Raw genomic sequence first — 24,008 nt, forward strand, 5'->3', positions numbered from 1 at the left:
GCGATACCTTACCTCGCTATCCGATCCTTTGCGCCCGATGCGCGGCTTCCTGCACACCACGTACAGCGGCGGCCACGATCAAGCCGGTGAAGACCACGCCGATCACCGGGTCGGCTTTGCGGCATGACGCACCACCTCACTCCACCCGGCGGTGTTGCTCGAAAAGCAGAAGCATCAAACATGCGTAGACCGTGACGGCCAGAAAGAGCCCCATTCGCACGGCAAACGCGGTGTAGACGTCCTTGCCCGCCACGCTGTCCTGCACCGATTGCCCGAGCAGAATGATCATCGTCACGAGACTATTCAGCCAGAAGCCCGGCGAGCAACGCGTCGGTTGCAGGCCGTACAGTTTGCGTCCCATCAGCAGGCCGAACAGCAGCATCCACAGAAAGAACATCCACAGATGCACGAACAGCCTCAGCGCAAACCAGAAGGCGATCGCGAGCAGACCGCCGAGCAGCGTCGAGCCGATCAGATCGCGCGCGGCGCCGCGAGCCGAGGTCGTGCAGGTTTGTCTGCCGAGGCTCACGGACTTCATGATGATCGGCATGTAATTCGCCGGATCGGTCATCGCGAGCAGATAAGCCGGCATCACGACGAGCGCGGCTCGCAGCGCGATATAGGCCGCCTTGTCTTGCGCCATCGCTGCCGCGGCAGGCTGTTCTCGTGCGTCCGTCCGCTCGGGAAACAGGCTGTGCGCAAGCGTCGACACCAGCACGGCCAGCAGCAGCCCCTTCGCCAGTGCGCCGACTACTGTCAAGGCCAGCTCGAAGTCGGCCGTGCCCGCGGCGGAAATCATCGTCAGTCCCGCGACCAGAAAAGTGGCGACGAGATTGTTGCCGCCGCGCAGTCCATAACGAAACGCGAAGAACAACATCAGGCCGACGATCATCACGCCGGCCAGCGCGTAATGACGCAGCAACGGAACCAGCAGCAAGCCGCTGCCGGTGGTCGATGCGACGACCAGCGACAGAATCACGCCGGCCTTCAACGACAGCGGACGATTCTGCGTGGCCAGCAAAAAAACCGTAAATACCGGCGCGACGACCGGGATCGGAAAATCGAGTCCGAAGCTGACCGCAACAGCGGTGGCCGTTCCGAGAGCAACACGTATCGCGCGATAACCGAGGCGCTGGATCACGAGCTGCATGGGCTTCTCAATAGACATAGGAAAGCCAGCTCATCAGCCGGATGAACGCGTGTCCCAGCGGATTGAGCGGATTGCCCTGGGTCGGAAACGCCATCACTTCGGCCTGCCCGCCCACCCGCAGATCACGCAGACGGGCGCGTTCGCTGTCGTCGAATTCGACGATCACCGGAAAACGTTGCGCGGGACGCAGCCAGTCGCGGCTATTCTGCACGGTGGGCAGGCTGCCGGCCGGCGTGGGCTGTCCCACGCTCACGCCATAGCCGACACTGCGGACTCGCCCGTCGAATACTTCACCGGGCAGCACGTCCAATGCGATCTCGACGCGTGTGCCAGGTTTCAGATGGCCCAGATTGTTCTCCGTCATGTCGGCGCTAACCCACACGTCGCGGATCGCGATCAGCGTCATCACCGGATTGCCCGCCGCCGCGAACTGACCGACTTCCGTGCGCAGATCGGTTACGACGCCGCTCGAACGCGCCCTGATCCGCGCGTTGGCGAGATCGAGTTCGGCCTTCTCCAATGCGCTGGCTGCGCTGCGCAACTGCGCGTTTTCCGCCTCGTGTCCGCCCTGTTGCTCCCGCGCGCGCTCGACTTCGGCACGCGCTCCGTCGACCTGGCTTAGCGCCTGTGCATGCGTCGCCCGCGCGACCTCGAGACGTCGCAGCGACACGGTGCCCTCGTCTTCGCGATAGAGCCGCTCGAGTCGGTCGCTGTCCTGGCGCGCCTTGACCTCGTTCGCGACGGCGGCCCGCAACGCCGCGAGAGCCGACTCGATGCCGGCCGTGCCGGCACCGACCTGACGGCGCGTGGACTCCAGATCGGCGCGCGCGCGGTCAGCGGCAATGCGGTATGGCTCGCTGTCGACTTCGAACAGCACGTCCCCGGCGTTGACATCCTGGTTGTTGTGGACGAACACCCGGGTCACGCGTCCCGACACCTCGGCGGCAACGGGCACGACATAGGCCTGAATGCGCGCCTGCTGCGTATACGGCGTGAAACGGTCGGCGAGCAGATACCAGATCAGGCTCAGTACGATCAGACAGACCACCACTTTGACCGCCCTGCCCGAAGGGTCGGCGGCGGGCGTCGACGACTTCGGCGCGGCGGCGGTTGGAGGCTCGCGGGTATCCTGGGTATCGCTCATCGTGACGCCCCTTCGGCCTGCCCCGGCGTACCGGAAGCCGGCGCCGTTTCGTCGAGCAGGTCGCCCCAATCCGTGCGTTGCCGCATCTGCGTGCGCGTCGCCGCATCGACGAGCGGCTGTTCGGTCTCCCAACCGCCTCCGAGCGCCTTGTAAAGCGCGATCACACTGCCGAGCGCATTGCTGCGATTGACCACGTACGCGTCCTGCTGCGCAAACAGCGCGCGCTGCGCATCGAGCACCCGCTGGAAGTCCGAATACCCTTCCCGATAGATCGTATTGGCGAGCGTCAGCGAGCGCCGCGCCGCGCCTTGCGCGTCATTCAGAATGGTGTCGCGCTGCAACGCGGCGATCAGCGCGGTCGCGGCATCGTCGGCCTCGCGCGCCGCCTCGCGCACCGTGTTCTGATAAGCGACCGTCAACTCTTGCAGCCGCGCGTCCTGGACGCGCACGTTGTTCGTGATCCTGCCGTAATCGAACACGTTCCACGTGACGCTCGGGCCCGCGGCAAAGAGCAGTGTGCTCGGTGCGCCCGCGAGCGAACTGGCACTCCACGTCAGCGTGCCGAGCAACGATACGGACGGGTACAGATCCGCTTTAGCGACGCCGATCAGCGCCGACTGCGAAGCCATCTGATACTCGGCCGCGCGAACGTCGGGGCGGCGCAACAGCAGATCGGCCGGCACGTCTTGCAGCACCGCATGATCGACTAGCGGCACCACGCCTTCCTTGCCCGCCTGCACGTCGAGTTCCGGCAGCGGCCCAGGCGCTCGCCCGATCAGCGCCGACAGCGCATGACGCGCCAGCACGATCTGGCTTTCGAGATCGGGGATGCTGCTCAGTGTCCCCAGGTACTGCGTCTTCGCCTGCTGGAAGTCGAGTTCATCGGATTCGCCGGCCTTGAAGAGCTTTTGCGCGATGTCGTAGCTGCGTTTCTGCAATTGGGCGTTCTCGCGCGCGATACGTAGCCGCGCCTGTGCGACCCGCAGCGTGAAATAGGTATCCGCGACCTGGGCGTGCAACAGAACCAGCGCATCGTCGCGGTTCGCTTGCGCGGCGAAGAACGCGGCGTCGGCCGATTCGATCGCGCGGCTGAAACGCCCCCAGAAATCCAGCTCCCAGCCGATGGCGAAACCCGCGCCGTACTGCACGAACGCACCCGAGCGCGGATTGGAGCCCCCGGAGCGCTTGCGCGCCGACGCGAGTACCTCGGCACTTGCCTGCTGCACCTGCGGATAGCGTCCCGCGAGCGCGATGCCGAGCTGTGCGCGCGCCTCGAGAACGCGCAGTCCGGCGATCTTCAGGTCGCCGTTGTTCGCGTCGGCTTCCGCGATCAGACGTTCGAGATTCTGGTCGCCGAAAATCAGCCACCATTGGCGCACGTCCGGCTGTGCGCTTTGCTGCGTGACCTGCGTGATCGAACCACTGCTCCAGTGCTCGCTCCACGCTTCGTGCTGCGGCTTGAAGTCCGGACCCACCCGCATGCATCCGCTCAGGCCGAGCGCCCCAAAGAGCGCTGCGATCCCGTACGGACGCGTGAACGGTGACACGGAGCCATCCTCGCGCTTCAGGTCTGCTTCTGTTCGTGGATCTGCGCGGTTTGCGTGGGTTGCGGCTGGTCACGGACCCAGCGCCAGAACAGCTGATAGCCGACGGCCAGCATCACGGGCCCGACGAATAGCCCGATCACGCCGCCCGTCACCATGCCGCCGAGCGCTCCGATCAGCACGACGGGCATCGGCACTGCAACGCCGCGGCCCAGCATCAAGGGTTTGAGCACGTTGTCGGCGAGGCCCGCGACGAACACATACACCGCGAAGATGATGTTTGCGGTGCTCACGCCGTCCGTGACGATCACGAAGGCGATCACCGGAATGGTGATCAGCGTGGCCGGCAATTGCATGATGCCGAGCAGCAGCACGGCCAGCGCGAGCAGCCCCGCGCCGGGTATCCCCTTCACGACGAAACCGATGCCGATCAGCAGCATCTGGATAAACGCGATGCCCACCACACCTTGGGCCACCGCGCGAATCGTCGCCGTGCAAAGATCGGCGATCTGAACCCCGTTCTCGGGACCCGAAATGCGCGAGGCGATCTGCACCGCGCTGTGGTAGCCCTTCTCACCGTGGGCCATCAGGATTCCCGCGATGATCAGCGCGACAAAAAATATCACCAGTCCGGCGCCGAGGCCCGTCACCGTTGCCAGCACGGCGAGGCCGGCCTCCTTCAGCTGCGGTGCGAACCTTTGTGCAAGGCCGGTCAGATCCGTCGATGCCTGTTGCCAGAAGTCGTACACACGCTGGCCGACCAGCGGCCAATTCTCCACCGACTCGGCCGGAGGCGGAATCTGGAAGCTACCGCTCTTCGCAATGGCTATCGATTTCTCGATCGAATCGGCGACCGCGAGACCCAACGCATACGTGGGCACCAGAATCACGGCAAACGCGACGAGGATGATCAGCGTGGCGATCAGACCATCCTTGCCGCCGAGCGTATGGCGCAGACGGACCTGCAGCGGATACAGCGTGATCGCCAGAATCACCGACCAGGCCATCAGGTTAAGAAACGGCGCGAAGATCCGAAAGCAGAACACGGCCAGGATCGCAATGAGTCCGGCGCGGATCAGCACATCGAGCATCTCTCTCGCAGGCGTGCGTTGTGAAAGCGGTGTGAGCAGCATAGGTTCCTCCCGGGCCAGGTCGCGGCGCGGTTGCGCGGCGACACCGTGATATGCCAGCAACGCAAAAACTCGAACCCACTGGAACGTTTTTGACGCCAATACCAAGGCCTGCCTGCAATTCCGGCATCTTCAGGAAGAGAATCGCGCCGGCCTTGTCGTCGACAGAACGCGGCGTTTCACTACTATTGAACCCGCACCTCGAATATTCAATTGGACTTTGGTCTCATAGCTTTGAACCGTCCGGCGTTCCGCCCGCCGACGACGATCATGGAGAGCACCGTGAGATTGATGCTTATCGTCGCCGTTCTGCTGGGCTTGGTTGGCGCGCCAGCCCGCGCCGCCGGGGTCGGCTTTCAGAAGGTCGACATACCGAACGGCGCCGAGCCGCCGCTCGCTGCCGGAATCTGGTACCCTACCGACGCGCCGGCCACACCGCACGCGTTGGGCGGTGCTACCCAGACCGTCGCCGTCGACGCTCCGATCGCGGGCGATCACCTGCCGCTGGTGGTGTTGTCGCACGGCGGCGGCGGCTGGTACGGCGCTCATTACGACACGGCTCTCGCGCTGGCTCGCGCGGGCTTCGTCGCGGCGGCGGTCAGTCACGCCGGCGATACCTTCGATGATCAGAGCCACGTGCTGGAACTCTGGCGCCGGCCCGCGCAGCTTGATCGGCTGGTGGACTACATGCTCGACGACTGGCCGGAGCGCGAGCGGCTCGATGCAGACCGCATCGGCGCATTCGGCTTTTCCAACGGCGGCTTCACCGTGCTCGTGGCCGCGGGCGGCATCCCGGATCTGTCGAAAATCGCCCCGTTTTGCGAAGTCCACCCGGATCATGACCTGTGCGAAGCTTTGCGGCAGGCGAGCGTCGACGTTCATTTCGGCGCGCATGTTCCGGCCGGTGTCTGGGTCCACGATGCGCGCATCAAAGCCGTTGTTATCGCCGCGCCTTCGTTCGGCTTCGCGTTTGGCCGCGCGGGCTTGGGCCGCGTGCGCGCTGCGGTCCAACTGTGGAGCGCCGCCGACGATCGTCATCAGCCGCATCCGTGGTACGACGAGCCGGTGCGGGACGACCTGCCCCGCGCTGCCGATTATCGTCTGGTGGCTAACGCAGGCCACTATGACTTCCTGCCGCCCTGCGATACGCGTCTTGCGCGGCTGCGCCCGCAGATCTGCGACAGCGCGCCGGGCTTCGACCGGGCGGCGTTCCATCAACGATTCAATGCCGAGGTGGTACGGTCTTTCGAGGCGATGCTGCGATAGGAAAAGAGTTAGCCGAATTCGTCGTGTTGGGACATTTGATCAGTGATCGAATACCACGGCGCCTTGGAACCCACGAAAATGTGGGCAGTGGGAGAGATGGAAGGCGAGTCCGTGAGGGTTCCGAGCGTGACGTGAACGTATTCACCGTTACGAACTACTGAGAACATCAGGCTTCCACATTTTTTGCAGCGCACATCGTGCGACGCCTGCTCATCACCGAAGATCAACAGGCTGTCTTCGCCCTCCGTGATGCGCAGCTTGTCGCGCTCGATCCCCGCGAAGGGTTTGAACGCCGAGCCGGTTGCGCGCCGACAGTTCGAACAGTGGCAGTTCAACGCATAGACGAATTCGTCTCTTACCGAGTAATGGACGGCGCCGCAAAGGCATCGGCCGGCAAGCAATGGTTTCATGGCTGCCTTTAGACAGAAGGTACATCGCTAATTGGAAAATCGCGCAGCCATGATTATTCGCGAGTCGAAGCGCGATGTCGAACCGGCAAACCGCTAGCGCCTGAAAATGACCTGCGCCGTGCCGGCCTCGATCGGGGAAGAAGTGTGCTGGTGGACGATCTTCCATCCGTCGGCCTGCTGCCTCAGCGTCATGGTCAGGCGATTGTCCATCGCACGCAGTTCCACGCCGCCGGCGTCGACGGCTTTGTATGTCGCGAAGGCGTGAACGACGGCAAGGTCCGCGGCAACCATCGTGTGCGCGTCGCTGAAATCCACGATCACCCGTTCCGCACCCAGCGAACCGAACCAGCCGTCCGCCATCGCGCGCCACGATGCGATACCGTTGTACGACCATGTACCCCACATGTCGAACACCACAGCGTCGCGGTCGTAGAGCGCGACGAACGAGTCCACGTCTTTGGCCCATACCGCGGCCTTGTAGCCTTCCAGAACTTGCAGGATCGGATTGTCGAGTTTGTTCACAGTGTGTGCTCCTGAGTGGGACTACGAGGGGTTCCTGACCGATTGTCTTGCCAGGTAACGACGATCGACGCACCACCGGATCGACATCCAGGCGGAAAAAATCTTCAACGCGATATGCCGTTGCATTGACCAGATCACGCGCACGTCACTGGGCGGTCTGCTGACGTTGATACTCGTTGTGCTTCATCTGCAGATAGTCGGCGCGGCTGACCTCGTGCAATTGCCGCGGATACTGCTCGGTCGCATCGAACCAGTCGGTCAGACGTTTGTCGAGACGGGCGTTGGGCGGGCTGGCAAGCGCGCCAAGATAGGCATCGATGGCGAGGAAATAGCGCATCGTATTGCGTTCGACCAGGCCGCGCACGCCGCCGATGTATTGCGGCTCGCTCGCCGACGAATCGGGCGTCAGGGAAAAGCCGACTTTGTCGCTGCCGATCGTCGCCAGATAGGTTTTCATCGCAATCCGTCCCGCGGTGCCGTATCCGTATGCGTAGGTCAGGTGAATAAAGGTGCGGTTATCGCCGACCGGGATCGCTTCCAGCACGATACGGTAGTCTTTCGTGCTCAGCGGACCCGTGGCCGCGGAGAGCTCGACGCGAAAATAATCAGGGGTGCTCGCTACCGGGCGAAAGTTGAATTGCACGCGGTACGACGACGAAAGAGCTTCCTCGGTCTTCTTGCCGATGTTCACGGTGAGGACCGTACCGCTGTCGCTAGTGGACGCGTGGCAGTATTTGGTGTTCTGATGCAGGATCAGCACGTCGCACCAGTTGGCCGGGCCTTGAGTCGGGTCGCTGAGCGCGCCGCTCACTATCGCGAAAGGATGGTTGAGCACGCCGTAGATATCGCCCTTGAGCGCCGACGGCAACTCCTGCGATTCGAGGTACAGCAGTCGATGAAACTGGTTGTGCGCGAGTTGCTGCGTCAGACCTTGATATTTCTCGCGCAGGCGAGCCGCGCTGTCGTCCGCTTGCGCGACGACGCTGTGGCACAAGAAGCAGAACACCGTGGCGATCAGGACGATCCACCGCGATCGCATCCGCCGATTCTCTGCCAGCGATGTAGCAAGCCTGCTCATGGTCCTTCTCCTACTTCGAATCAGGTTGTCGCGCAACGGGCGTAGATACGATCCTGCGAACACTCATCGCTGGCCCGGCTCCCACTCCGGACTATAACCTCCGAGCGCCGGGTGATACATCTCATCGCCCGAGTGCTGAGTGAATTCGACGTTGAGCCGATCTTCGCGCAAGCCCAGAATCTCGATGCAGAGCGAGCAAAGTGCTTTGGCCAACTCCATGCGTAACTCCGGCGGCCGCCCTCTTCTGATATCGAGCATCATCAACGCGACAGGCACTGGCTCCCCGCTCTCCTCCTCAATGCGCCACACGCTGCCCGGACCGAGTTCTCGTATGGCTACGCTGATTCGCCTGACATCGACCGACATCATTCGGGCATACGTCTCACTCATTTTCGCTGCGAGCAGTCTTTTACTCTCGACAGAGTAGTGATCGTTTACATCAAGTTGCAGATAAGGCATCGCGTCGATCTCCGAGGAAAGTTATTCGCACGCGCCAACTATATGCCGCACCATCAAATCGATCAAAACCATCGCAATCGATATGACGTTTCTGACGTGCCGCGTGGCTGAGGGGGACTCTGTTTTGGCTATTCACCTTTGCATGATGGTCTTCACTATTTACACGAGTTCGCTCTCATGAACTCGCGCCCGCATTCAACAACAATCAATCGTTTATTTCATTTGCTGTCCTACTGTTTGCGCACCTTCTCGCCCGCAGCGTGCCTGCTGTCAAATCGATCGTCAGGAGAATCCTCATGCGTAAGATGCTTACCCTCGCTGTCGCAGCGTTTTGCATTGCGTCCTTTTCACACGAAAGTCGCGCGTCTGGCGACGATGACGTCCCACAAGCCCGATGCACGCTGCCTCAAGGTACGGTCGCATTGGTGGAAAAGCAGTTGCATACGGTCGTGAACCTGCCCGATGGCAACGGCGGGATCTTCAAACCCAACCGGATGTGGGCGGCCATCGTCGATCGCCAGGGACATCTCTGTTCGGTGATCGTGACCGGAGATGCCTGGCCTGGCAGTCGGGCCATCGCCATCGCGAAGGCTTATACCGCGAACGGCTTTAGCAACGATGCACTCGCGCTATCCACGGCAAACCTCTACGCGGCCACGCAACCGGGCGGCTCGCTTTATGGACTGAACAATTCGAATCCTTTTGACGCGCGCTTCCTCGAACAGGGCAGCGGCATCGGACACACGCTTGGCGGCGTCATTACCTTCGGCGGCGGCGTCGCACTTTATGCGGGAGGGAAAGTCATCGGAGGATTAGGCGTGAGCGGCGATAGCGCCTGCGCCGATCATGCGATCGCGTATCGCATGCGCAAGCTCGCGGGGCTCGGCAGTGTACCCGCCGGCCAAGGCCCGAACAACACGGATAACATCGTCTACTCGACGAGCGGATCTCCGATGGGCTTCGAGCATCCGCATTGCTTCCCGAGCGACCTGAGCGCCGCCAAAATCGAGCAGATACCTTCGCATTGACGGCAATCATCACCCATGGAATCGGGCTTCCGGACAACGGACCGGAAGCCCGCACGCCGATGGGGTGAGAATCGTCAGCGCATCTGTCCGTCGATTTGCTTGCGCAGACGGTTTTCCTCTTCCTGAAGCTCGGGCGTAAAGGCTTCGCCAAAGTCCGCCGGCTCAAATAACGGGCGAATCTCGATCTCCGAATCACTCATCATCGGATTCGGGCAGCGCTTGACCCATTCGATCGCTTCGTCCATCGATTCAACCTGCCACAACCAGTACCCGGCAATCAATTCCTTGGTTTCCGCAAACGGGCCGTCGATGACGGTGCGGTCCTTCCCTGAGAACCGCACACGAGCGCCGGCCGAGCTCGGCTTCAGCCCGTCGCCGCCTTGCATGATGCCGGCCTTGACCAGTTGCTCGTTGTACTGCCCCATCGCCGTGAGGAGTTCCGTACTCGGCATTTGCCCCGCTTCCGATTCGGGGGTCGCCTTGATGATGACCATGACGCGCATTTGGGTTTTCCCTTTGAAGACGAAAATATCTGAAGGCAACGGCGCCCCCAGTGACTACGACGAATCATCGCGAGAGAAATCGACATGCGCAAGACACGCCTGCTCCGATTTACAGAACGCTTCTCGATCAGGGTAAAGGCGTATGGCTGCCTTGAGCATTGACATCGATACCCTGAACCCGCATCGCGGGCTCCGCATCGCCAGGCACGAGTTGGGGTTGCGATGAAAACCGCACCTGCAAAACCGCGGCGAACGCGCGCTCGAAGGCGTTGGCATCGTCGGCCGGCACGATCGCCTCGAGCGCCTTTGCGAAGCCGGATGCGCCTTCGATGTCCGCACGGCTGAAAGCACTGCTGCCGCGCGAAAAGACGCGTTGCACGTCTTCTTTCAACTGCTGAAGGGCCGCGACGACTTTTTCATAGGCGTGAGCAGGCGCTTCCGTGTGGTCCGGAGCTTCGGCTGTGCACAGCGCCGGCATGAAGGCGAGCACGTTCCTGTCGATATCGACGCGCGCAGCAAGGGTCTTGATGTGTGACGCCTGCACTGATGGACCGGCGTCGCGATGGCGACACCACGCTTGCGCGCGCGCCGCACCCAGCATCGCCGCTGCGAAACACCGGAAATCATCGAAGCGCAGATGCCTCGCGGCACAGTCGAGAACGGCGTCGGGCGTCAATTCCAGCTCGTGCGCCACCGCCAGGCTGGTCTTCATCACGATCAGGACAAGCTCACCCCACTCGTCCTGACGCCCCCCTTTCGTCGAGTTCGCGTACATCGTAGGTCCCTCTATGCACGCCCCGGACACGTCGCCAAACCCTCGCCACCGGCGACATGACCGCGCGTCACAGCTCAGGCTAGCCATCGCGGCGACACCAAGCGCAGTTCGGCTCACGGCACCGCGAGCACTTTGCGCACCGGCTTTTCGCCGGTATCGGCGGCCCATTGTGAGCGGATCTTCGTCACGACCAGGTCCGGCAGCGCTACGTAGTCCAGTGCGTTGACCGTCGGTCCGCCGTGGCTTAACGCCCATTCGAAAAACTTCAACGTGGCTTTGTCGTGGCCCGGCTGGTTCGGCGTCGCGGGTAGCAACACATAGGTCGCGCCCATGACCGGCCAGGCGTCCTTGCCCGGCTGGTTGGTCAGCACCTGCGACAGGGAACCCGACCAGTCGGCGCTCGCCGCCGCTGCGTTGAAGGTGGCGGCGCCGGGCTGCACGACATTGCCCGCCGCATTGGTCATGGCCACGTACTTCAAGCGGTTCTGTTTCGTGAAATCCCACGCGACATAGCCTATCGCGCCGGGCAGATAGCCGACGTACGTGGCAATGCCCTCGTTGCCTTTGCCGCCGATGCCGAGCGGCCATCGCACGCTAGTGCCTTCGCCGACCCTGCGCTTCCATTCGGGACTGACCTGCGCGAGGTAGTGAGTCCAGATCAGCGTCGTGCCCGAGCCATCCTGGCGACGCACCACGGCGATCGGGTAATTCGGCATCTTGATCTTCGGGTTCAACCGCACGATTGCCGGGTCGTCCCAGAACTGAACCTTGCCGAGAAAGATATCGGCGATGACCGGCCCGGTCAGCATCACTTCGCCGGCTTTGAGCCCCGGAAGGTTCACGACGGGCACCACGCCGCCGATCACGACTGGAAACTGCCGCAGGCCGTTGCGGGTCAGTTGATCGTCGCTCAGTGGCGCGTCCGAGCCAGCAAAGTCGACTTCCCGGGCGATCACCTGCTTGAGCCCATCGGACGAACCCGTGCCCTGATAGATCACCCTGCTTCCACCCGACTTCTGGTAGTCGGCGGCCCAGCGGGTGTAGAGAGGAGCGGCGAACGTGCTGCCGGCTCCTTTAATGTCGGCCGCGTAGGCAGCGGCCGCGCATGAACAGCAAATCAGACCAGCGCTGATGGCGCCCAGTGTTCTCACCAATGTCTCCCGTCGGTTCTTGTTCCGGGACATCGCTGATCCAGACCTGCAGTGCGTGAGCTCGTTGGAGGGCGACCGTGCCGGCGATTCAATGTGCAGCTTTCATCCGGGGTGTGGCTCTCCTGCATTACGCGCCATATCGCACATTAAAGAACGGTGCCTGGCCGAATTCCAGTTGAATCATGCTATCGAACGCGCCACGGCCGGCGCCCGCCGCCGCTTTTGCAGGCACCCGGTGTCGGGAGTTGCCAACCCCATCCCTTCACGTCTTGTCCCACGGCGGCACGCCCGAGAACGCGTTGACCAGAAAATCGATTGCCGCACGAACTTTTGCGCTCACGTGGCGACGGCTCGGATACAGCGCGAGCACATCGATATCCGGCAAGCGGTATTCAGGCAATACCCGCAGCAGCCGGCCCGCGCGGAGGTCCTCGCCGATCAGAAACGTCGGCTGCCAGATCACGCCGTGCCCCGCGAGCGCCGCCGCGCGCGCGGTGTCGCCGTTATTGGTGTGCATCTGGCAGTTCACCTCGACAGCATGCGTTTTACCGTCTTTGTCGATCAGTTGCCAGACGTCCGCCGTGGCCGCATACGTATAGCCGATACATCGATGTCCGAGCAGATCCAGCGGCGTTTCCGGATATCCCGAACGTTTCAGGTAATCGGGCGATGCACACAGGATGTTTGTCGACGTCGCCAGTTTGCGGGCCGCGTGATCGACCGTGCCGGCGCGCGAGATGCGAATGGCGAGATCGAAGCCCTCTTCGACGATATCGACGACGCGGTCTATCAGCGTGATGTCGAGTTCGACGTCGGGATATTGCTGCATGAACCGTGGCCACAGCGGCGCGAGATGCTGGATGCCGAAGCTGACCGGTGCATTGATACGCAGCCGTCCACGCGGTTCGATCGACGTTGTCGACACGAGTCCTTCCGTTTCGGCAACGTCTTCGAGAATGGCCTTGCAGCGCGAATAAAGCGTTTCACCGGCCTCGGTCAGAGACAATCTGCGTGAGGTGCGATTCAGCAGTCGCGCGCCGAGGTGCGCCTCCAGGTCATTCACATAGCGGGTCACGTTCGCGGGGGAAGTTTCGAGCGCATCGGCCGCGCGCGCAAAGCTGCCCCGGGTGACGACCGTTACGAAAACCTCAAACGCACGCAGCCGGTCCATATGGCGCTCCGATCATTCATAAAACCTGAATGATACCGCCATGTTTTTGGTCTTTCTGTCTCAAGAACGGAATCTTATAGTGCTTCTCAACGAGCCGACGCAGTGGGCATCGGCCGCTGATCAAACCGGAGATTCAACATGCAACGCTTGACAGGAAAAGTCGCTATCGTCACCGGCGCCAGCGCGGGCATTGGTCGCGCTGCCGCAAAGTTGTTCGCCGCGGAAGGCGCGAAGGTTGTGGTGGCCGCACGCCGCGAAGCCGAACTCGACACGCTGGTCAGCGAGATCGCTCGCGACGGCGGTACGGCTGTCCCGCTGGCAGCGGACGTGCAATCCGAAGAATTCGCGAAAGCGCTGGTCGCACTCGCCGTCAGCCGTTTCGGCCGTCTCGACATCGCGTACAACAATGCGGGGACGCTCGGTGAGATGGGACCGTCGACCGGCGTGTCGGAAGCAGGCTGGACAGCGACGCTGGCCACCAACCTGACCAGCGCGTTCATCGGCGCCAAGCATCAGATTCCTGAAATGATCAAGCAAGGCGGCGGATCGATCATCTTCACGTCGACCTTCGTCGGCTACTCGTTCGCCTTCCCGGGAACGGCCGCCTATGCGGCGAGCAAAGCCGGGCTGATCGGACTGACGCAAGCGCTCGCGGCCGAATACGGTGCGCAAGGCGTGCGCGTCAACGCGATTCTGCCGGGCGCGGTCGACACGGAGATGTATCGCGGCATGAACGATACCGCTGAATCGCAGACGTTCGTGACCGGGCTGCATGCGCTCAAGCGGGTCGCGAGGCCAGAAGAGATTGCCCGCTCGGCGCTGTACCTCGCTTCCGACGATTCGTCCTTCGTGACGGGTACGGCTTCGTTGGTCGACGGTGGGGCTTCGATTACGCGTACCTGAGCTGCGTTCGGGCGCGAACGTCGATCAGCGTCGGCTGATCGACGAGCCCGTTACCATAAAAAATAAACGAACACTGTACGGTTCCTCACCTAATCTTTGATCAGCTGACCGCGAAAAGCGAAGCGCGAGTCAGCTGGAGTAATTAACAAGGAGGTGGGCCATCATGAAGACGTTAGTCCACACAGTTTGCGCGGTCGCTGTCATGGCTTTGCCAATTGCATCGGCGGCACAGACCGAAAGCACGCTGACGCACGCACAAGTCCAGGCAGAGATCGCGCAACTCGAACAAGCCGGCTTCAATCCGGCCAATGCGAATACCGTCGACTTTCCTACCTATATGCCGACCACCACCGCCCCTGCCGCAGGTCAGAGCAGCGGCTATGGCCCTGCGACCAGCGGTACGCAGCAGATGGGCCATCCGGCCGGCGCGACTGGGATGAAGCCGGTGTTCTTTGGCGGATCTTGAGCTTGCTCGTCTGACCGGCTCGACGATGCAGAAAATGCCGTCCCTGCCTGGGACGGCATGGAGCGTCGTGCTTTACGCGCTTGCTTTTGGAACATTTGCCGAATTTCGCACGCACCCGCACCGGGCGCCATATTGCATGGCGCCCGATGAATTGCTGATCCTCTTTCGCTGAGCGCCTGGGCGCGACCAGCTAACACATATCAACGTTTATTAACGTCGACGGTCAGGATTTCGTATCCGGGATCGGCGTTCTCGGTCGCGACTTTATTCGCTTCCTCGTACGAGCGAAACGACGTGGCCTCCTTGATCTCGGGCGCCATGCCGATGTCGCCATCCTCCGCGGTGCAGAGGAACTTCTCGCCGGTCTTTACGACGTAGACGGTCGTCATATCTCCCTCCGTAGCTTGCAGGGCAATTTCCAGTCTAGCAGGCTGGAAGAGTTGCGCAGGCTCCGCCGGGTCACCGAGCGCCGCCAACCAGCCGCTCCGCCGAATCCGCCAGCACGTCCCGCAGCTTTTCCAGCGACAACGGCTTGCTCAGATGATGATCGAAGCCCGCGGCAAGCGTCTGGCTGCGGTCCGTGTCCGACGAATAGCCGGTCAGCGCGACGAGTATCGTGCCGTTCAGCTCGGGGTTCGCGCGAATTCTGCGTGCCACCTCGAAGCCGTCCATCACGGGCATCGCCACGTCGACGATGGCAAGCTCCGGCCTCGTTCGCGTGATCAGGTCGATGGCCGCGCGACCGTTGTCGACCGCGGACACGCGATAACCCTCCAGGTCGAGCAGTACGCACAGAACGTGCAACGCGTCGACGTTGTCGTCCACCAGAACGATGCGCAGCGCCCGGAAGCCCCTGTCCTTGTCCGTAATTCATGGGCACCGGACAGCCGAGCCAGCCTTGACGCGAGCACGCTTGCAGGCAACTGGACGGCATTATACGGATCGCGAAGTCGCGAAAAGCGTTGTGGCTTGCCGCATATGACGATCACTGCGATCGATAGCTGAATCCGTCGGTTAGCGCGATGACATCGGGTTGTTACGATCGCTCGATTTCCCCGTTTTCACCGCTCGACAGGACGCCCACATCATGACGCAAATAACACGGCGCGCATTCACCCGCTTCGCAGTGGCATCACTGCTGGCCGCCAGTGCTCCGCGCGGCTTCTCGCAGACCGCGCCTGTCGCGCTGCGCATCGGCTATCAGAAGTCTTCTACGCTCATCACGTTGCTGAAGTCACGCGGATCGCTGGAAAAAGCGCTCGCGCCGCTCAACGTGCGCATCTCCTGGAATGAGTTCGCGAGCGGACTGCCGCTGACCGAAGCGCTCAACGTCGATGCCGTCGACTTCAGCGCCGATGTCGCCGACACCGTGCCGATCTTCGCCCAGGCCGCGCATGCGCGCTTCGTCTATGTCGCGCAGGAAGCGCCATCGCCGGGCGCGCAAGCGATCATCGTGAAGAAGGACGGCACGCTGCGCACGCTGGCCGATCTGAAGGGCCGCCGCATTGCGGTGACGAAGGCGGCGGGCAGCCACTATCTGCTGCTTGCGGCGCTCGCGCGCGCGGGGCTCGAGCCCGCCGACGTCGGCGTGAACTACCTCAGTCCGGCCGATGGCCGCGCCGCGTTCGAGCGCGGCAGCGTCGATGTCTGGATCACCTGGGATCCCTATGTAGCGTCGGTCGAGCGCGACGGCGACGTGCGCATACTGAGCGACGGCACGGGCCTTGCGTCCTATCAGCGCTACTACCTCGCGTCGCGCACCTACGCCGACGCGCATCCGCAAATCATCGAGACCGTGTTCGAGCAGTTGAAGACGGCCGGCGACTGGTTGCGCGCTAATCCGCTCGACGCGGCCAACACGCTCGCGCCGGTGTGGGGACTCGACGCGCCGACGATCGAACGCGCCAACGCCCGGCGCAGCTATCTGGTGCGAGCGCTCGCGCCGCCGAACTTCAGCGAGCAGCAGACGATCGCCGACGCGTTCTATCGCGCGGGACTGCTGCCCGCGCCGGTCGAGACGAAGCAGGCGCTGTACTGGGACTTCGCGGCGAAACAGGCGAAGTCGGTCGGCGCGTGAACGATCACTGCGCGATGGAGCGCCGCACATTGCGGGCAATCCACGCCGCGGCACCGGAGCGGCCCGCGATCGACAGCGTACGGCGCGGCCCCAGCACGATGCCGCCGACGACCAAGGCGAGCAGCAACGCGACATGCGGCGCCTCGGCGAGCGACGCGAGCACCGTCCTGACCGGGAAGCGCGACGCCGCGCGCGCCGCGGGCAACGCGGCAGTCCGGTTCGCCACTACCAGGGCGGTTCGCGATGCCTCCATGCGTTCCAGAATGGTGAGCCGGGCAAGCTCGTTTGCGTGACGTGGCTGACTCATTTGAGCGACTCCCTGAGAGCGTCGAGATCGGAGTGAATCTCGGCCTTGAGCACGTGAAGCGATTGCGCCGGTTTTTGCGCCCGCAAGACCAGTAAGGACACGATGCACACGAGCAGCCAAGCGGCAGCCACGCCCCACACCACCGCAAGAAAGTAAGGCGTCTGCCACGCGGTGGCGATGATCGCGATGCAAATGAAGGACAGCGTGAACAGCCCCGCGACCGCCAACGCCACGAGTGCGCTCAACTCGCGTACCAGGCGCTTTCGCGTCTCCTCGATTTCCAGCGCGAACAGTTCGCTATAGTCGGTGACGCGCTCGACGCAGAATCGCCCGACGTTGCGCCACCTCGTGACCTTCGCATGGATTGACATTCCGTCCTCCTCACGATTCATTTGCGCCGACCGCGGTAAGCAAAGACTTCGCTCCTCGGCCGACAGAGCGTAGCGACACCCGCGTTGAACGCAGCGCAAGAGCCGGGCCCGCGCTGAACGCGATCGCACGCCGCGTGCCCGTAGCCGGATGGATGCCTTCACGCGTTCGCGTTGGCGGCACAGAGCTTGCTCGAACAGGGGAGATCAATTCGCTCGCCGAGGACAGCATGACCCCGCTCCCCCCAACCGATCACACTGACCACACCGCCGGCTCCGGCATCGGCGAGACCGGCTCCGATATGGCTACCGCGGACGGACGCGCGATGCCGGCCGCGCGCGACGAGCGCGGCTCCCACCACGCGATGCATGACGCGCACCGCGGCGCGCTGATCACGGTGACCACGCATCGGAACTCGCGAGGCGCCTGGATCGCCGACGTGTCAATTTCCCGCGACGGTCGACCGATGGAGATACCGGCCAATCTGGCCAACGCGGAGCCCGTGACGCCGGAATGGCTCACCGAGGAGGAAGCGTTGCGCGCCGGCATCGAACAGGGTCGCTATCTGATCGACCGGACTCTGGGCGAGCACGCCGCCACCCTGTCGGCGTCGCGGCCGCGCCGCGACGACGAGCGATAAGCACGGCCCGATTCGGAGGAAACTCACATGCTACTGAGCGATGAAGAACTGGCGCGACTGGAAGGTGTCGAGCCGTTCCTGCGGGAAGAAGCCAGAAGCGCTCTTCCCGCCGACGCCGATTACGAAGTTCTCGCCGAACTGCACGAGCATTTGCAGCCCGGATTACGCATTCGTGTGCCGGCCGGTCCGGACATCGCGATGGAACCGCGAGTGCCGCCCTACCCGCTCGATCTGTTCGTCGGCTTGCCGCTCGACGAGCTGCGCGACGTCGCCAACGATGAAGGCGCGGCACGCGAAGCGGCGCTCGCCCGCTTCGCCACGACATTCGCCCCAAGGCTGCAGCGAGCGATCGCCGCGCTGACACCGCACCGGATCGATCTCGCGGCAGGGGTGCAAAGCGAGCGAGGAACGCTCACGGTGATGCTGGAGCCGGTGCGCTGACGCGTGAGCCGCACGCGCGCATGTCGCAACCGCGTTAATCGTCGCTATCGAGCCCGCCTGGCGGCGGCCCGATCGTGATGCCCGCGCCCGAACCTTTGGGAGTCCCCGGCGGATAGGCATCGGTTGCGGTCTCGGGCGGAACGTCCGCGACGCAGCGGCTCGCATCGCCGCCGCGCAGACATTGCTCGAAACGGTCCGCCTCCTGCGGCGAGCGAAATTGGTAGATCTTGCTGGCAACCTGCACCTGCGTGTCCGACAGTCGCTTCGACAGTGATTCCATCACCACTCCTTTTTGCTCGTAGATCTATCGCCACGAGCAATGCGCGCGCCACCTCTTCATCAGAGGCCTAGCGCGCCGCGCTCAACCGTCTTGCGTCCGCGATGCCGACCGCGGCCCGCAAGTCGTCAGGATGAACCATTAATTCCCGAACTTCGCGCAGCGTCGCGTACTGGTCGAGCACCGTCCGCCATCTCGGCGATTCGAGCAACTGATGCCACACCGGTTCGAGATCCGCGCAGTCGGCGTCGCGTCCGTCCGCCAGCGCACGTGCGAAATCGAGGCTGGCCTGGGCCGACAGCAGCTGCATCCGGCTCGCGGGACTCAGCACGCGCGGCGCCGCTTCGACGGGAGCGTCACAGCAATAGAGCACGGTGCTGCGAAGACCGGTTGCGTCGCTCGTCAGCGCGGCAAGCGACGCGCCGCTCAAATGCACCGTCCCCTGCTGCGTGCGAAACGAGTAGACGGTGTGCGGCTCCGCGTGCGCCAGCAGCGTCAGTCCGCGCACGAGCCGCGGCAGATCGGTGGTGGCCGCGTCGACCGATGCCTTCGCTTCGACGAGCAGGCATACGTCCCACGCCGCTGCGTCGGCCGGGGGCTGTGCCTGGCGCAGCAGCACCACATCCCATTCGGTTTTGGCGCGCTCATGGCTCGCGGGTATCGCGGCCGGCACGCGCATCGAGTTCACGACGCGGTAGGTGGCGACCGCTCCCTGAGCGTCATTGAGGCGCTGCGCGAGCGCGTCGAGTGCATCGGCGGCCAACGCTTCGACCGCGGCGCCGCGCTGCTTCGAACTCAAGCCTCGCTCGACCGCGGTCGAGCTTCCGGGGCGCGGCCCCTGACGATCCCACAGCGTCTGGTAGTGGCGCACGCGCTCGTCGGACGTCAGCGCGTCAAGGCGCCGTAAGCGCTGCAGCGCGGCACTCTCCAGCAATTGCGCGAGGCCGCGTTGCAGCGCCGCGTCGTGCGCGATTTGCGGCGTATCGATGCAAGTTTGCACGGCTTCGGCCAGTTCGGGCCACGCTTCGGCGACCGCGAGCGCGTGCAGACGCGCCAGCGCGTCGCGTTGCGGACCGGGGAGCAGCCGCTGCTGTTTGGCCGGATGCGCGATCGCATTGACGGCCGCGTAGATCAGCCGGCGATCGACGCTCGCGTGCGCGGCCAGCGACGCGTACTCCCGCACCACCGCGCTGCGATGCCGTAGCAGCATCGCCTGAAACACCGGGTCGCCGGCTTCCTCGCGCAGCGCCTCGCGGATCATGCGCGCCAGCGCCTCGACGAAGAAGCGCCGGTTCGCCGCATCCGGCGCTTCGCCACGCGCGTTCGCCTCGCGAGCCTGCTCGATCGCGAGCGCGAGCACGGTGGCGGGACTCGCTTGCGGCGTCGGCGCGCAGACGGCCGCGAGCGCCGGCAGGCGATAGCGGCGCACGACAGCGTCGAGCATCTCGTCGAGCAACGAAGGCGATGGCGTCACGGACATAGCGATATGTCGATAAGTTGGCGAAATAACTTTACCTGAAGGTTCGGTGCGGCGCGCGGACCGGCACGGGCCGCTCGCGGCTGGCGCGCGTCGTGCTGCATCAGCGCTCGACGGAGACACTTTATCGTCGCGGCAGCGCGAGGCGAGCGTTCGCGCGCTGCCGCAAGCCGAGGACAGCATGTCAGCACCGCAACCGAAAACCGCAGCGAGACCCGCTCGCTGGCGCCACACGATCAACGTCGCGAGCGACGCCGCCAGCCGCTTTCTGTCGGACCGATGCGCGATGCTCGGCGCCAGCATCGCGTTCTATTCGGCGTTCTCGCTAGCGCCCACGCTGCTGCTCGTGCTCGCGGTCATCGGCTGGATCTTCGGCCGCGATGCCGCGCAGGGGCGGCTTTTCGAGCAGGCGCGGCAGCTGGTCGGCAACGACGCGGCGCACGCGATGCAGGACATCGTCGCCCACGCGCACTACGCGGGCGGCAGCGGCGTCGCCGCGGCGTTCTCGATCGCGCTGCTGCTGGTCGGCGCGTCGGCCACGTTTTCATCGTTGAATACCGCGCTCGACATCGTGTTTGCCGCGCATCCGCGCAAAGGCATTGCCGGGCTGGCGCTGCTGGTGCGCGCGCGGCTCGTATCGATCGGTCTGCTTATCGGGCTCAGCTTTCTGCTGGTCGTGTCGCTCGTCGTCGATGCGGCGATTCAGACCCTCGGCGGTGCGCTGTTCGGCAATTCTGCGCTGGGCATCGTTGCCGACGTCCTGCAATCGTTACTCGGTTTCGTCATTCTGGCCGTCGGGCTCGGCGCGCTGATCAAGTGGCTGCCCGACGCGGCGGTGCCGTTGCGCCCCGCGCTCGTGGGCGGCAGCATCGCGAGCCTGCTGTTCACGGCGGGCCGGCATCTGTTCAGCTTCTATCTCGTGCATGCGGGCACGGCGGGCGTGTTCGGCGCGGCCGGCTCGCTCGCGGTGCTGATGATGTGGCTGTACTTCTGCGCGGCGGTGTTCCTGTTCGGCGCGGAAGTCACCGCGTCGCTGTGCCGGGATGCGGCCTCGCCCGCTCATCCCGGGCTTCGGCGAGCATGAAACCGTTCCGCGCACAAAACGGCATTCCCATACACTCTATAAAAAATTGGCTCGCGAAAAATCCAGATAAATATTACAAAAACGCCGCCAATAAACCGACAATTACATTTGCCCGACATTAGTAATGCATGACGAATTCAGCACGAATATTGCTGTGCGCATTAACACGGAGAAAACGGCCTCAACCATGCAAACGCTTAATGCTCGGCGTACACTCGCCGGGAAGCGCTTGCCATAAGGCGCAAGGGCTGCGGTTCCGGCCGCGATCAAACGCGGATTTGTGAATACTCAGGAGGACAATCAATGAGCTGGACTCGGGAACAGAGAAACGTCACGATCGCCGCCTATCTAGGCTGGACGCTCGACGCATTCGATTTCTTTCTGATGGTGTTCGTATTGAAAGATATCGCACAGGAATTCAATACGGACATTCCGTCGGTCGCGGTTGCGATCATGCTGACCCTGATGATGCGCCCGCTCGGCGCATTGATTTTCGGCTGGCTCGCCGACAAATACGGCCGCCGTCCGACGCTGATGGTCAACATCGGGTGCTTCTCGTTGCTCGAACTGCTGTCCGGTCTGTCGCCCAACCTGATGACGCTGCTCGTGCTGCGCGCGCTGTTCGGTATCGCGATGGGCGGCGAATGGGGTGTCGGCGGCGCGCTGACCATGGAAACCGTGCCGCCGAAATCGCGCGGCATCGTCTCGGGTCTGCTGCAGGCCGGTTATCCGAGCGGCTATCTGCTCGCGTCGATCGTGTTCGGCGTGTTCTATCAATACATCGGCTGGCGCGGCATGTTCTTCGTCGGCGTGCTGCCGGCGCTGCTCGTGCTGTACATTCGCGCGCACGTGCCGGAGTCGCCCGCGTTCCAGACGCTCGAAAAGAAGGTACGTCCGGGCCTCGTCGCGACGCTCAAGCAGAACATCGGCCTGTCGATCTACGCGATCATCCTGATGACCGCGTTCAACTTCTTCTCGCACGGCTCGCAGGATCTGTATCCGACTTTCCTGCGCGTCCAGCTCAAGTTCGATCCGCACACGGTGTCGTGGATCACGATCGTCCTGAACATCGGCGCGATCTGCGGGGGCCTGTTCTTCGGCTGGGCATCGGAGAAGATCGGCCGCAAGCGCGCGATCTTCATCGCCGCGCTGATCGCGCTGCCGGTGCTGCCGGTATGGGCGTTCTCGACCACGCCGTTTCTGCTCGCGCTCGGCGCATTCCTGATGCAGATCTCGGTGCAAGGCGCGTGGGGCGTGATTCCGGTGCACCTGAACGAAATCTCGCCCGATGAAATCCGCGCGACCTTCCCCGGTCTCGTGTACCAGCTGGGCAATCTGATCGCGTCGGTCAACGGTCCGATGCAATCGAAGATCGCCGAGATGCACGACAACAACTACGCGCTCGTGATGGCGGTCGTAATCGGCATCGTCGCGATCGTGATTTGCGCGCTGATTCCGTTCAGCCGCGAACGCCGCGGCATCGACATGACGCAGTCCGCGCGCGAGATCGTCGGCGCGGGATCGACGGGCGGCGCGGTCGGAGGACAGCGCATATAACCGCTTCGGGCGTTCGAATGAACGCCTGGCGCCCATCAAATCGCAACGCAATACGAGGCCGTGCCGATTCGCCCGGAACGGCCTTTCCATTTCCGACGCGGTATCACGAGCCGCGCTTCGCAAGCACCGCTTTCGTCAGATCTTCTAGAGGAGTTAGTCGAGCCCGCTGCTTGCTCGCACCGTCCCTCCCTTTTTATCCTGCAAAAAACGATTGTTTCAAATATCAATTTGAATCGCGTGTTTGCGAGCCGGCGGCGCCGGCAACTGGGAGACGCAACATGGCAGTTCGCACCACGGGCCGGCATGCCGGCGATACGAAGTCACGCATTCTCGACGCCGCGGAGACGCTGTTCATCGAATGCGGTTATGAGGCGCTATCGCTGCGCCAGATCACTTCGCGCGCCGAAGTCAATCTCGCGGCGGTCAACTATCACTTCGGCCACAAGGAATCGCTGATTCATTCGATGCTGTCGCGCCGGCTCGATCCGCTGAACGAGGAGCGCGTAAAGCTCATCGACCGCTTCGACGCGATGCTCGGCGCGCGCCTGAGCTGCGAGCACGTGCTCGGCGCGATGTTCATTCCGGCTCTGCGTCTGTCGCGCGATCCGCGTGTCGGCGGCAAAGCGTTCCTGCGCCTGCTCGGGCGTGCGTACACCGATCCGTCGTCGTTCATCCGCGACTTTCTGAACGCGCATTACGAGTCGGTGGCGATGCGCTTCTTCGACGCGTTCCAGCGCGCGCTGCCGCATCTGCCGCGCGAGGAGCTCGGCTGGCGGCTGCACTTCGCGATCGGCGCGCTGTCGGGCGTGCTCGCCGGCACCGATACCGACAGCCTGATTGGCGAGTTCTCGCAAGGCAAGCCGATGAACGATCTGCAGCTGATCGCACGCCTCGCGTCGCTGATCGTCGCCACGCTGAAGGCGCCGCTGCCGGACGCCACGCAACTGGCCGCATTCGCGGCGGTGCTCGGCGATGCGACCGACGACCACGGCGCGCTCGGCACGTTAGCTAGCGCGCACCGAGACACCGGCGGCGAGGCGGCTGCGTGCGCCGCGGCATGTGACGCGTAGCGCGGCTCA

At 63.4% G+C, this 24,008-nt stretch carries 28 protein-coding genes; 10 read left to right on the forward strand and 18 right to left on the reverse strand.

Annotation, left to right across the window (positions count from 1 at the left end; translation table 11 throughout):
- Positions 1-136: 136 nt before the first annotated feature.
- From AB3X94_RS14940 to AB3X94_RS14955, 4 genes are read right to left on the reverse strand one after another with little or no spacing between them, the layout of a single operon-like run.
- The gene (locus AB3X94_RS14940) at positions 137-1,150 is read right to left on the reverse strand and encodes a DUF2955 domain-containing protein (protein WP_368611945.1); all 1,014 of its coding nucleotides are present in this window, start codon (positions 1,148-1,150) and stop codon (positions 137-139) included.
- 7 nt (positions 1,151-1,157) lie between these two features.
- Positions 1,158-2,294: an HlyD family secretion protein gene (locus AB3X94_RS14945; RefSeq protein WP_176108864.1), complete on the reverse strand. Its 1,137-nt coding sequence runs from the start codon at positions 2,292-2,294 to the stop codon at positions 1,158-1,160.
- Complete coding sequence (locus tag AB3X94_RS14950; protein WP_368611946.1) at positions 2,291-3,841, reverse strand: efflux transporter outer membrane subunit; 1,551 nt, start codon at positions 3,839-3,841, stop codon at positions 2,291-2,293. Before AB3X94_RS14950 ends, AB3X94_RS14945 begins: the two co-directional genes overlap by 4 nt.
- Positions 3,842-3,858: 17 nt before the next feature.
- A complete protein-coding gene (locus AB3X94_RS14955; RefSeq protein ID WP_368611947.1) occupies positions 3,859-4,971 on the reverse strand; it encodes an AI-2E family transporter in 1,113 nt (370 codons plus the stop codon).
- Positions 4,972-5,238: 267 nt separating this feature from the next.
- Here AB3X94_RS14955 and AB3X94_RS14960 point away from each other — a divergent pair, with 267 nt between their 5' ends.
- A complete protein-coding gene (locus AB3X94_RS14960; RefSeq protein ID WP_368611948.1) occupies positions 5,239-6,234 on the forward strand; it encodes an alpha/beta hydrolase family protein in 996 nt (331 codons plus the stop codon).
- An 8-nt stretch (positions 6,235-6,242) separates the two neighbouring features.
- On the opposite strand, the gene AB3X94_RS14965 is transcribed toward AB3X94_RS14960, so the two are convergent.
- From AB3X94_RS14965 to AB3X94_RS14980, 4 genes are all read right to left on the reverse strand, one after another.
- On the reverse strand, positions 6,243-6,644 hold the full coding sequence (locus AB3X94_RS14965) for a GFA family protein (RefSeq protein WP_368611949.1): 402 nt from the start codon (positions 6,642-6,644) through the stop codon (positions 6,243-6,245).
- Positions 6,645-6,737: 93 nt separating this feature from the next.
- Positions 6,738-7,166, reverse strand: coding sequence for a nuclear transport factor 2 family protein (locus tag AB3X94_RS14970; RefSeq protein WP_176108868.1), 429 nt, complete (start codon positions 7,164-7,166; stop codon positions 6,738-6,740).
- A gap of 145 nt (positions 7,167-7,311) precedes the next feature.
- The gene (locus tag AB3X94_RS14975; protein WP_368611950.1) at positions 7,312-8,244 is read right to left on the reverse strand and encodes a hypothetical protein; all 933 of its coding nucleotides are present in this window, start codon (positions 8,242-8,244) and stop codon (positions 7,312-7,314) included.
- Positions 8,245-8,307: 63 nt separating this feature from the next.
- On the reverse strand, positions 8,308-8,703 hold the full coding sequence (locus AB3X94_RS14980) for a tautomerase (RefSeq protein WP_176108870.1): 396 nt from the start codon (positions 8,701-8,703) through the stop codon (positions 8,308-8,310).
- Between the two features lie 296 nt (positions 8,704-8,999).
- Here AB3X94_RS14980 and AB3X94_RS14985 point away from each other — a divergent pair, with 296 nt between their 5' ends.
- Positions 9,000-9,731: a heme-binding protein gene (locus AB3X94_RS14985; protein ID WP_176108871.1), complete on the forward strand. Its 732-nt coding sequence runs from the start codon at positions 9,000-9,002 to the stop codon at positions 9,729-9,731.
- 74 nt (positions 9,732-9,805) lie between these two features.
- Here the strand turns inward: AB3X94_RS14985 and AB3X94_RS14990 are convergent, their stop codons facing one another.
- The 4 genes from AB3X94_RS14990 to AB3X94_RS15005 form a co-directional block, all read right to left on the reverse strand.
- The gene (locus tag AB3X94_RS14990; protein WP_176108872.1) at positions 9,806-10,234 is read right to left on the reverse strand and encodes a YciI family protein; all 429 of its coding nucleotides are present in this window, start codon (positions 10,232-10,234) and stop codon (positions 9,806-9,808) included.
- A 127-nt stretch (positions 10,235-10,361) separates the two neighbouring features.
- A complete protein-coding gene (locus tag AB3X94_RS14995; RefSeq protein WP_368611951.1) occupies positions 10,362-11,009 on the reverse strand; it encodes a hypothetical protein in 648 nt (215 codons plus the stop codon).
- Between the two features lie 113 nt (positions 11,010-11,122).
- Entirely contained in the window at positions 11,123-12,193 is a 1,071-nt protein-coding gene (gene pstS / locus AB3X94_RS15000; RefSeq protein WP_368611952.1) for a phosphate ABC transporter substrate-binding protein PstS, read from the reverse strand.
- A gap of 229 nt (positions 12,194-12,422) precedes the next feature.
- Positions 12,423-13,331 carry a LysR family transcriptional regulator gene (locus tag AB3X94_RS15005; protein ID WP_184225618.1) on the reverse strand — a complete coding sequence of 303 codons (909 nt, stop codon included), beginning with the start codon at positions 13,329-13,331 and terminating at the stop codon, positions 12,423-12,425.
- A 138-nt stretch (positions 13,332-13,469) separates the two neighbouring features.
- Here AB3X94_RS15005 and AB3X94_RS15010 point away from each other — a divergent pair, with 138 nt between their 5' ends.
- Together AB3X94_RS15010 and AB3X94_RS15015 are read left to right on the forward strand one after the other, a co-directional pair.
- Positions 13,470-14,234: an SDR family oxidoreductase gene (locus tag AB3X94_RS15010; RefSeq protein ID WP_368611953.1), complete on the forward strand. Its 765-nt coding sequence runs from the start codon at positions 13,470-13,472 to the stop codon at positions 14,232-14,234.
- Between the two features lie 163 nt (positions 14,235-14,397).
- On the forward strand, positions 14,398-14,700 hold the full coding sequence (locus AB3X94_RS15015; protein WP_176108877.1) for a DUF4148 domain-containing protein: 303 nt from the start codon (positions 14,398-14,400) through the stop codon (positions 14,698-14,700).
- 200 nt (positions 14,701-14,900) lie between these two features.
- On the opposite strand, the gene AB3X94_RS15020 is transcribed toward AB3X94_RS15015, so the two are convergent.
- Both AB3X94_RS15020 and AB3X94_RS15025 read right to left on the reverse strand, forming a co-directional pair.
- Complete coding sequence (locus AB3X94_RS15020) at positions 14,901-15,089, reverse strand: hypothetical protein (protein WP_176108878.1); 189 nt, start codon at positions 15,087-15,089, stop codon at positions 14,901-14,903.
- Positions 15,090-15,159: 70 nt separating this feature from the next.
- Positions 15,160-15,525, reverse strand: a complete 366-nt coding sequence (locus AB3X94_RS15025; protein WP_368611954.1) for a response regulator — start codon at positions 15,523-15,525, stop codon at positions 15,160-15,162.
- A 262-nt stretch (positions 15,526-15,787) separates the two neighbouring features.
- Here AB3X94_RS15025 and AB3X94_RS15030 point away from each other — a divergent pair, with 262 nt between their 5' ends.
- On the forward strand, positions 15,788-16,777 hold the full coding sequence (locus AB3X94_RS15030; protein WP_368611955.1) for an aliphatic sulfonate ABC transporter substrate-binding protein: 990 nt from the start codon (positions 15,788-15,790) through the stop codon (positions 16,775-16,777).
- Between the two features lie 4 nt (positions 16,778-16,781).
- On the opposite strand, the gene AB3X94_RS15035 is transcribed toward AB3X94_RS15030, so the two are convergent.
- On the reverse strand, positions 16,782-17,084 hold the full coding sequence (locus AB3X94_RS15035; RefSeq protein WP_368611956.1) for a hypothetical protein: 303 nt from the start codon (positions 17,082-17,084) through the stop codon (positions 16,782-16,784).
- On the reverse strand, positions 17,081-17,455 hold the full coding sequence (locus AB3X94_RS15040; RefSeq protein ID WP_176108881.1) for a phage holin family protein: 375 nt from the start codon (positions 17,453-17,455) through the stop codon (positions 17,081-17,083). The genes AB3X94_RS15035 and AB3X94_RS15040 overlap by 4 nt, the downstream gene beginning before the upstream one ends.
- Positions 17,456-17,682: 227 nt before the next feature.
- Here AB3X94_RS15040 and AB3X94_RS15045 point away from each other — a divergent pair, with 227 nt between their 5' ends.
- Positions 17,683-18,093 (forward strand): DUF6566 family protein, encoded by a 411-nt coding sequence (locus AB3X94_RS15045; protein ID WP_368611957.1) that lies wholly within the window; start codon positions 17,683-17,685, stop codon positions 18,091-18,093.
- A 27-nt stretch (positions 18,094-18,120) separates the two neighbouring features.
- Positions 18,121-18,534, forward strand: coding sequence for a hypothetical protein (locus tag AB3X94_RS15050; protein WP_176108883.1), 414 nt, complete (start codon positions 18,121-18,123; stop codon positions 18,532-18,534).
- A 34-nt stretch (positions 18,535-18,568) separates the two neighbouring features.
- On the opposite strand, the gene AB3X94_RS15055 is transcribed toward AB3X94_RS15050, so the two are convergent.
- Together AB3X94_RS15055 and AB3X94_RS15060 are read right to left on the reverse strand one after the other, a co-directional pair.
- Positions 18,569-18,814, reverse strand: a complete 246-nt coding sequence (locus tag AB3X94_RS15055; RefSeq protein WP_176108884.1) for a hypothetical protein — start codon at positions 18,812-18,814, stop codon at positions 18,569-18,571.
- Positions 18,815-18,881: 67 nt separating this feature from the next.
- The gene (locus tag AB3X94_RS15060) at positions 18,882-20,291 is read right to left on the reverse strand and encodes a 3-deoxy-D-arabino-heptulosonate 7-phosphate synthase (RefSeq protein ID WP_368611958.1); all 1,410 of its coding nucleotides are present in this window, start codon (positions 20,289-20,291) and stop codon (positions 18,882-18,884) included.
- A gap of 178 nt (positions 20,292-20,469) precedes the next feature.
- Between AB3X94_RS15060 and AB3X94_RS15065 the strand changes: the two genes are divergently transcribed.
- The 3 genes from AB3X94_RS15065 (at position 20,470) to AB3X94_RS15075 (ending at position 23,999) form a co-directional block, all read left to right on the forward strand.
- Positions 20,470-21,372: a YihY/virulence factor BrkB family protein gene (locus AB3X94_RS15065; RefSeq protein ID WP_368611959.1), complete on the forward strand. Its 903-nt coding sequence runs from the start codon at positions 20,470-20,472 to the stop codon at positions 21,370-21,372.
- Positions 21,373-21,675: 303 nt separating this feature from the next.
- Complete coding sequence (locus tag AB3X94_RS15070) at positions 21,676-22,929, forward strand: MFS transporter (protein WP_176108887.1); 1,254 nt, start codon at positions 21,676-21,678, stop codon at positions 22,927-22,929.
- A gap of 278 nt (positions 22,930-23,207) precedes the next feature.
- On the forward strand, positions 23,208-23,999 hold the full coding sequence (locus AB3X94_RS15075) for a TetR/AcrR family transcriptional regulator (protein ID WP_368611960.1): 792 nt from the start codon (positions 23,208-23,210) through the stop codon (positions 23,997-23,999).
- The last annotated feature ends 9 nt before the right edge of the window (positions 24,000-24,008 follow it).

Origin of the sequence: Paraburkholderia sp. BR10923 (assembly GCF_040948765.1) — a bacterium.
GTDB lineage: Bacteria > Pseudomonadota > Gammaproteobacteria > Burkholderiales > Burkholderiaceae > Paraburkholderia > Paraburkholderia youngii.

Excerpts from the sequence above, each read along its gene's own strand:
- AB3X94_RS14940 (WP_368611945.1), bottom strand. The coding sequence starts at position 1,150 with ATGCAGCTCGTGATCCAGCGCCTCGGTTATCGCGCGATACGTGTTGCT.
- AB3X94_RS14945 (WP_176108864.1), bottom strand. The coding sequence starts at position 2,294 with ATGAGCGATACCCAGGATACCCGCGAGCCTCCAACCGCCGCCGCGCCG.
- AB3X94_RS14955 (WP_368611947.1), bottom strand. The coding sequence starts at position 4,971 with ATGCTGCTCACACCGCTTTCACAACGCACGCCTGCGAGAGAGATGCTC.
- AB3X94_RS14960 (WP_368611948.1), top strand. The coding sequence starts at position 5,239 with ATGGAGAGCACCGTGAGATTGATGCTTATCGTCGCCGTTCTGCTGGGC.
- AB3X94_RS14965 (WP_368611949.1), bottom strand. The coding sequence starts at position 6,644 with ATGAAACCATTGCTTGCCGGCCGATGCCTTTGCGGCGCCGTCCATTAC.
- AB3X94_RS14975 (WP_368611950.1), bottom strand. The coding sequence starts at position 8,244 with ATGAGCAGGCTTGCTACATCGCTGGCAGAGAATCGGCGGATGCGATCG.
- AB3X94_RS14980 (WP_176108870.1), bottom strand. The coding sequence starts at position 8,703 with ATGCCTTATCTGCAACTTGATGTAAACGATCACTACTCTGTCGAGAGT.
- AB3X94_RS14985 (WP_176108871.1), top strand. The coding sequence starts at position 9,000 with ATGCGTAAGATGCTTACCCTCGCTGTCGCAGCGTTTTGCATTGCGTCC.
- AB3X94_RS14990 (WP_176108872.1), bottom strand. The coding sequence starts at position 10,234 with ATGCGCGTCATGGTCATCATCAAGGCGACCCCCGAATCGGAAGCGGGG.
- AB3X94_RS14995 (WP_368611951.1), bottom strand. The coding sequence starts at position 11,009 with ATGTACGCGAACTCGACGAAAGGGGGGCGTCAGGACGAGTGGGGTGAG.
- pstS (WP_368611952.1), bottom strand. The coding sequence starts at position 12,193 with ATGTCCCGGAACAAGAACCGACGGGAGACATTGGTGAGAACACTGGGC.
- AB3X94_RS15005 (WP_184225618.1), bottom strand. The coding sequence starts at position 13,331 with ATGGACCGGCTGCGTGCGTTTGAGGTTTTCGTAACGGTCGTCACCCGG.
- AB3X94_RS15010 (WP_368611953.1), top strand. The coding sequence starts at position 13,470 with ATGCAACGCTTGACAGGAAAAGTCGCTATCGTCACCGGCGCCAGCGCG.
- AB3X94_RS15015 (WP_176108877.1), top strand. The coding sequence starts at position 14,398 with ATGAAGACGTTAGTCCACACAGTTTGCGCGGTCGCTGTCATGGCTTTG.
- AB3X94_RS15020 (WP_176108878.1), bottom strand. The coding sequence starts at position 15,089 with ATGACGACCGTCTACGTCGTAAAGACCGGCGAGAAGTTCCTCTGCACC.
- AB3X94_RS15030 (WP_368611955.1), top strand. The coding sequence starts at position 15,788 with ATGACGCAAATAACACGGCGCGCATTCACCCGCTTCGCAGTGGCATCA.
- AB3X94_RS15035 (WP_368611956.1), bottom strand. The coding sequence starts at position 17,084 with ATGAGTCAGCCACGTCACGCAAACGAGCTTGCCCGGCTCACCATTCTG.
- AB3X94_RS15040 (WP_176108881.1), bottom strand. The coding sequence starts at position 17,455 with ATGTCAATCCATGCGAAGGTCACGAGGTGGCGCAACGTCGGGCGATTC.
- AB3X94_RS15045 (WP_368611957.1), top strand. The coding sequence starts at position 17,683 with ATGACCCCGCTCCCCCCAACCGATCACACTGACCACACCGCCGGCTCC.
- AB3X94_RS15050 (WP_176108883.1), top strand. The coding sequence starts at position 18,121 with ATGCTACTGAGCGATGAAGAACTGGCGCGACTGGAAGGTGTCGAGCCG.
- AB3X94_RS15055 (WP_176108884.1), bottom strand. The coding sequence starts at position 18,814 with ATGGAATCACTGTCGAAGCGACTGTCGGACACGCAGGTGCAGGTTGCC.
- AB3X94_RS15060 (WP_368611958.1), bottom strand. The coding sequence starts at position 20,291 with ATGTCCGTGACGCCATCGCCTTCGTTGCTCGACGAGATGCTCGACGCT.
- AB3X94_RS15065 (WP_368611959.1), top strand. The coding sequence starts at position 20,470 with ATGTCAGCACCGCAACCGAAAACCGCAGCGAGACCCGCTCGCTGGCGC.
- AB3X94_RS15070 (WP_176108887.1), top strand. The coding sequence starts at position 21,676 with ATGAGCTGGACTCGGGAACAGAGAAACGTCACGATCGCCGCCTATCTA.
- AB3X94_RS15075 (WP_368611960.1), top strand. The coding sequence starts at position 23,208 with ATGGCAGTTCGCACCACGGGCCGGCATGCCGGCGATACGAAGTCACGC.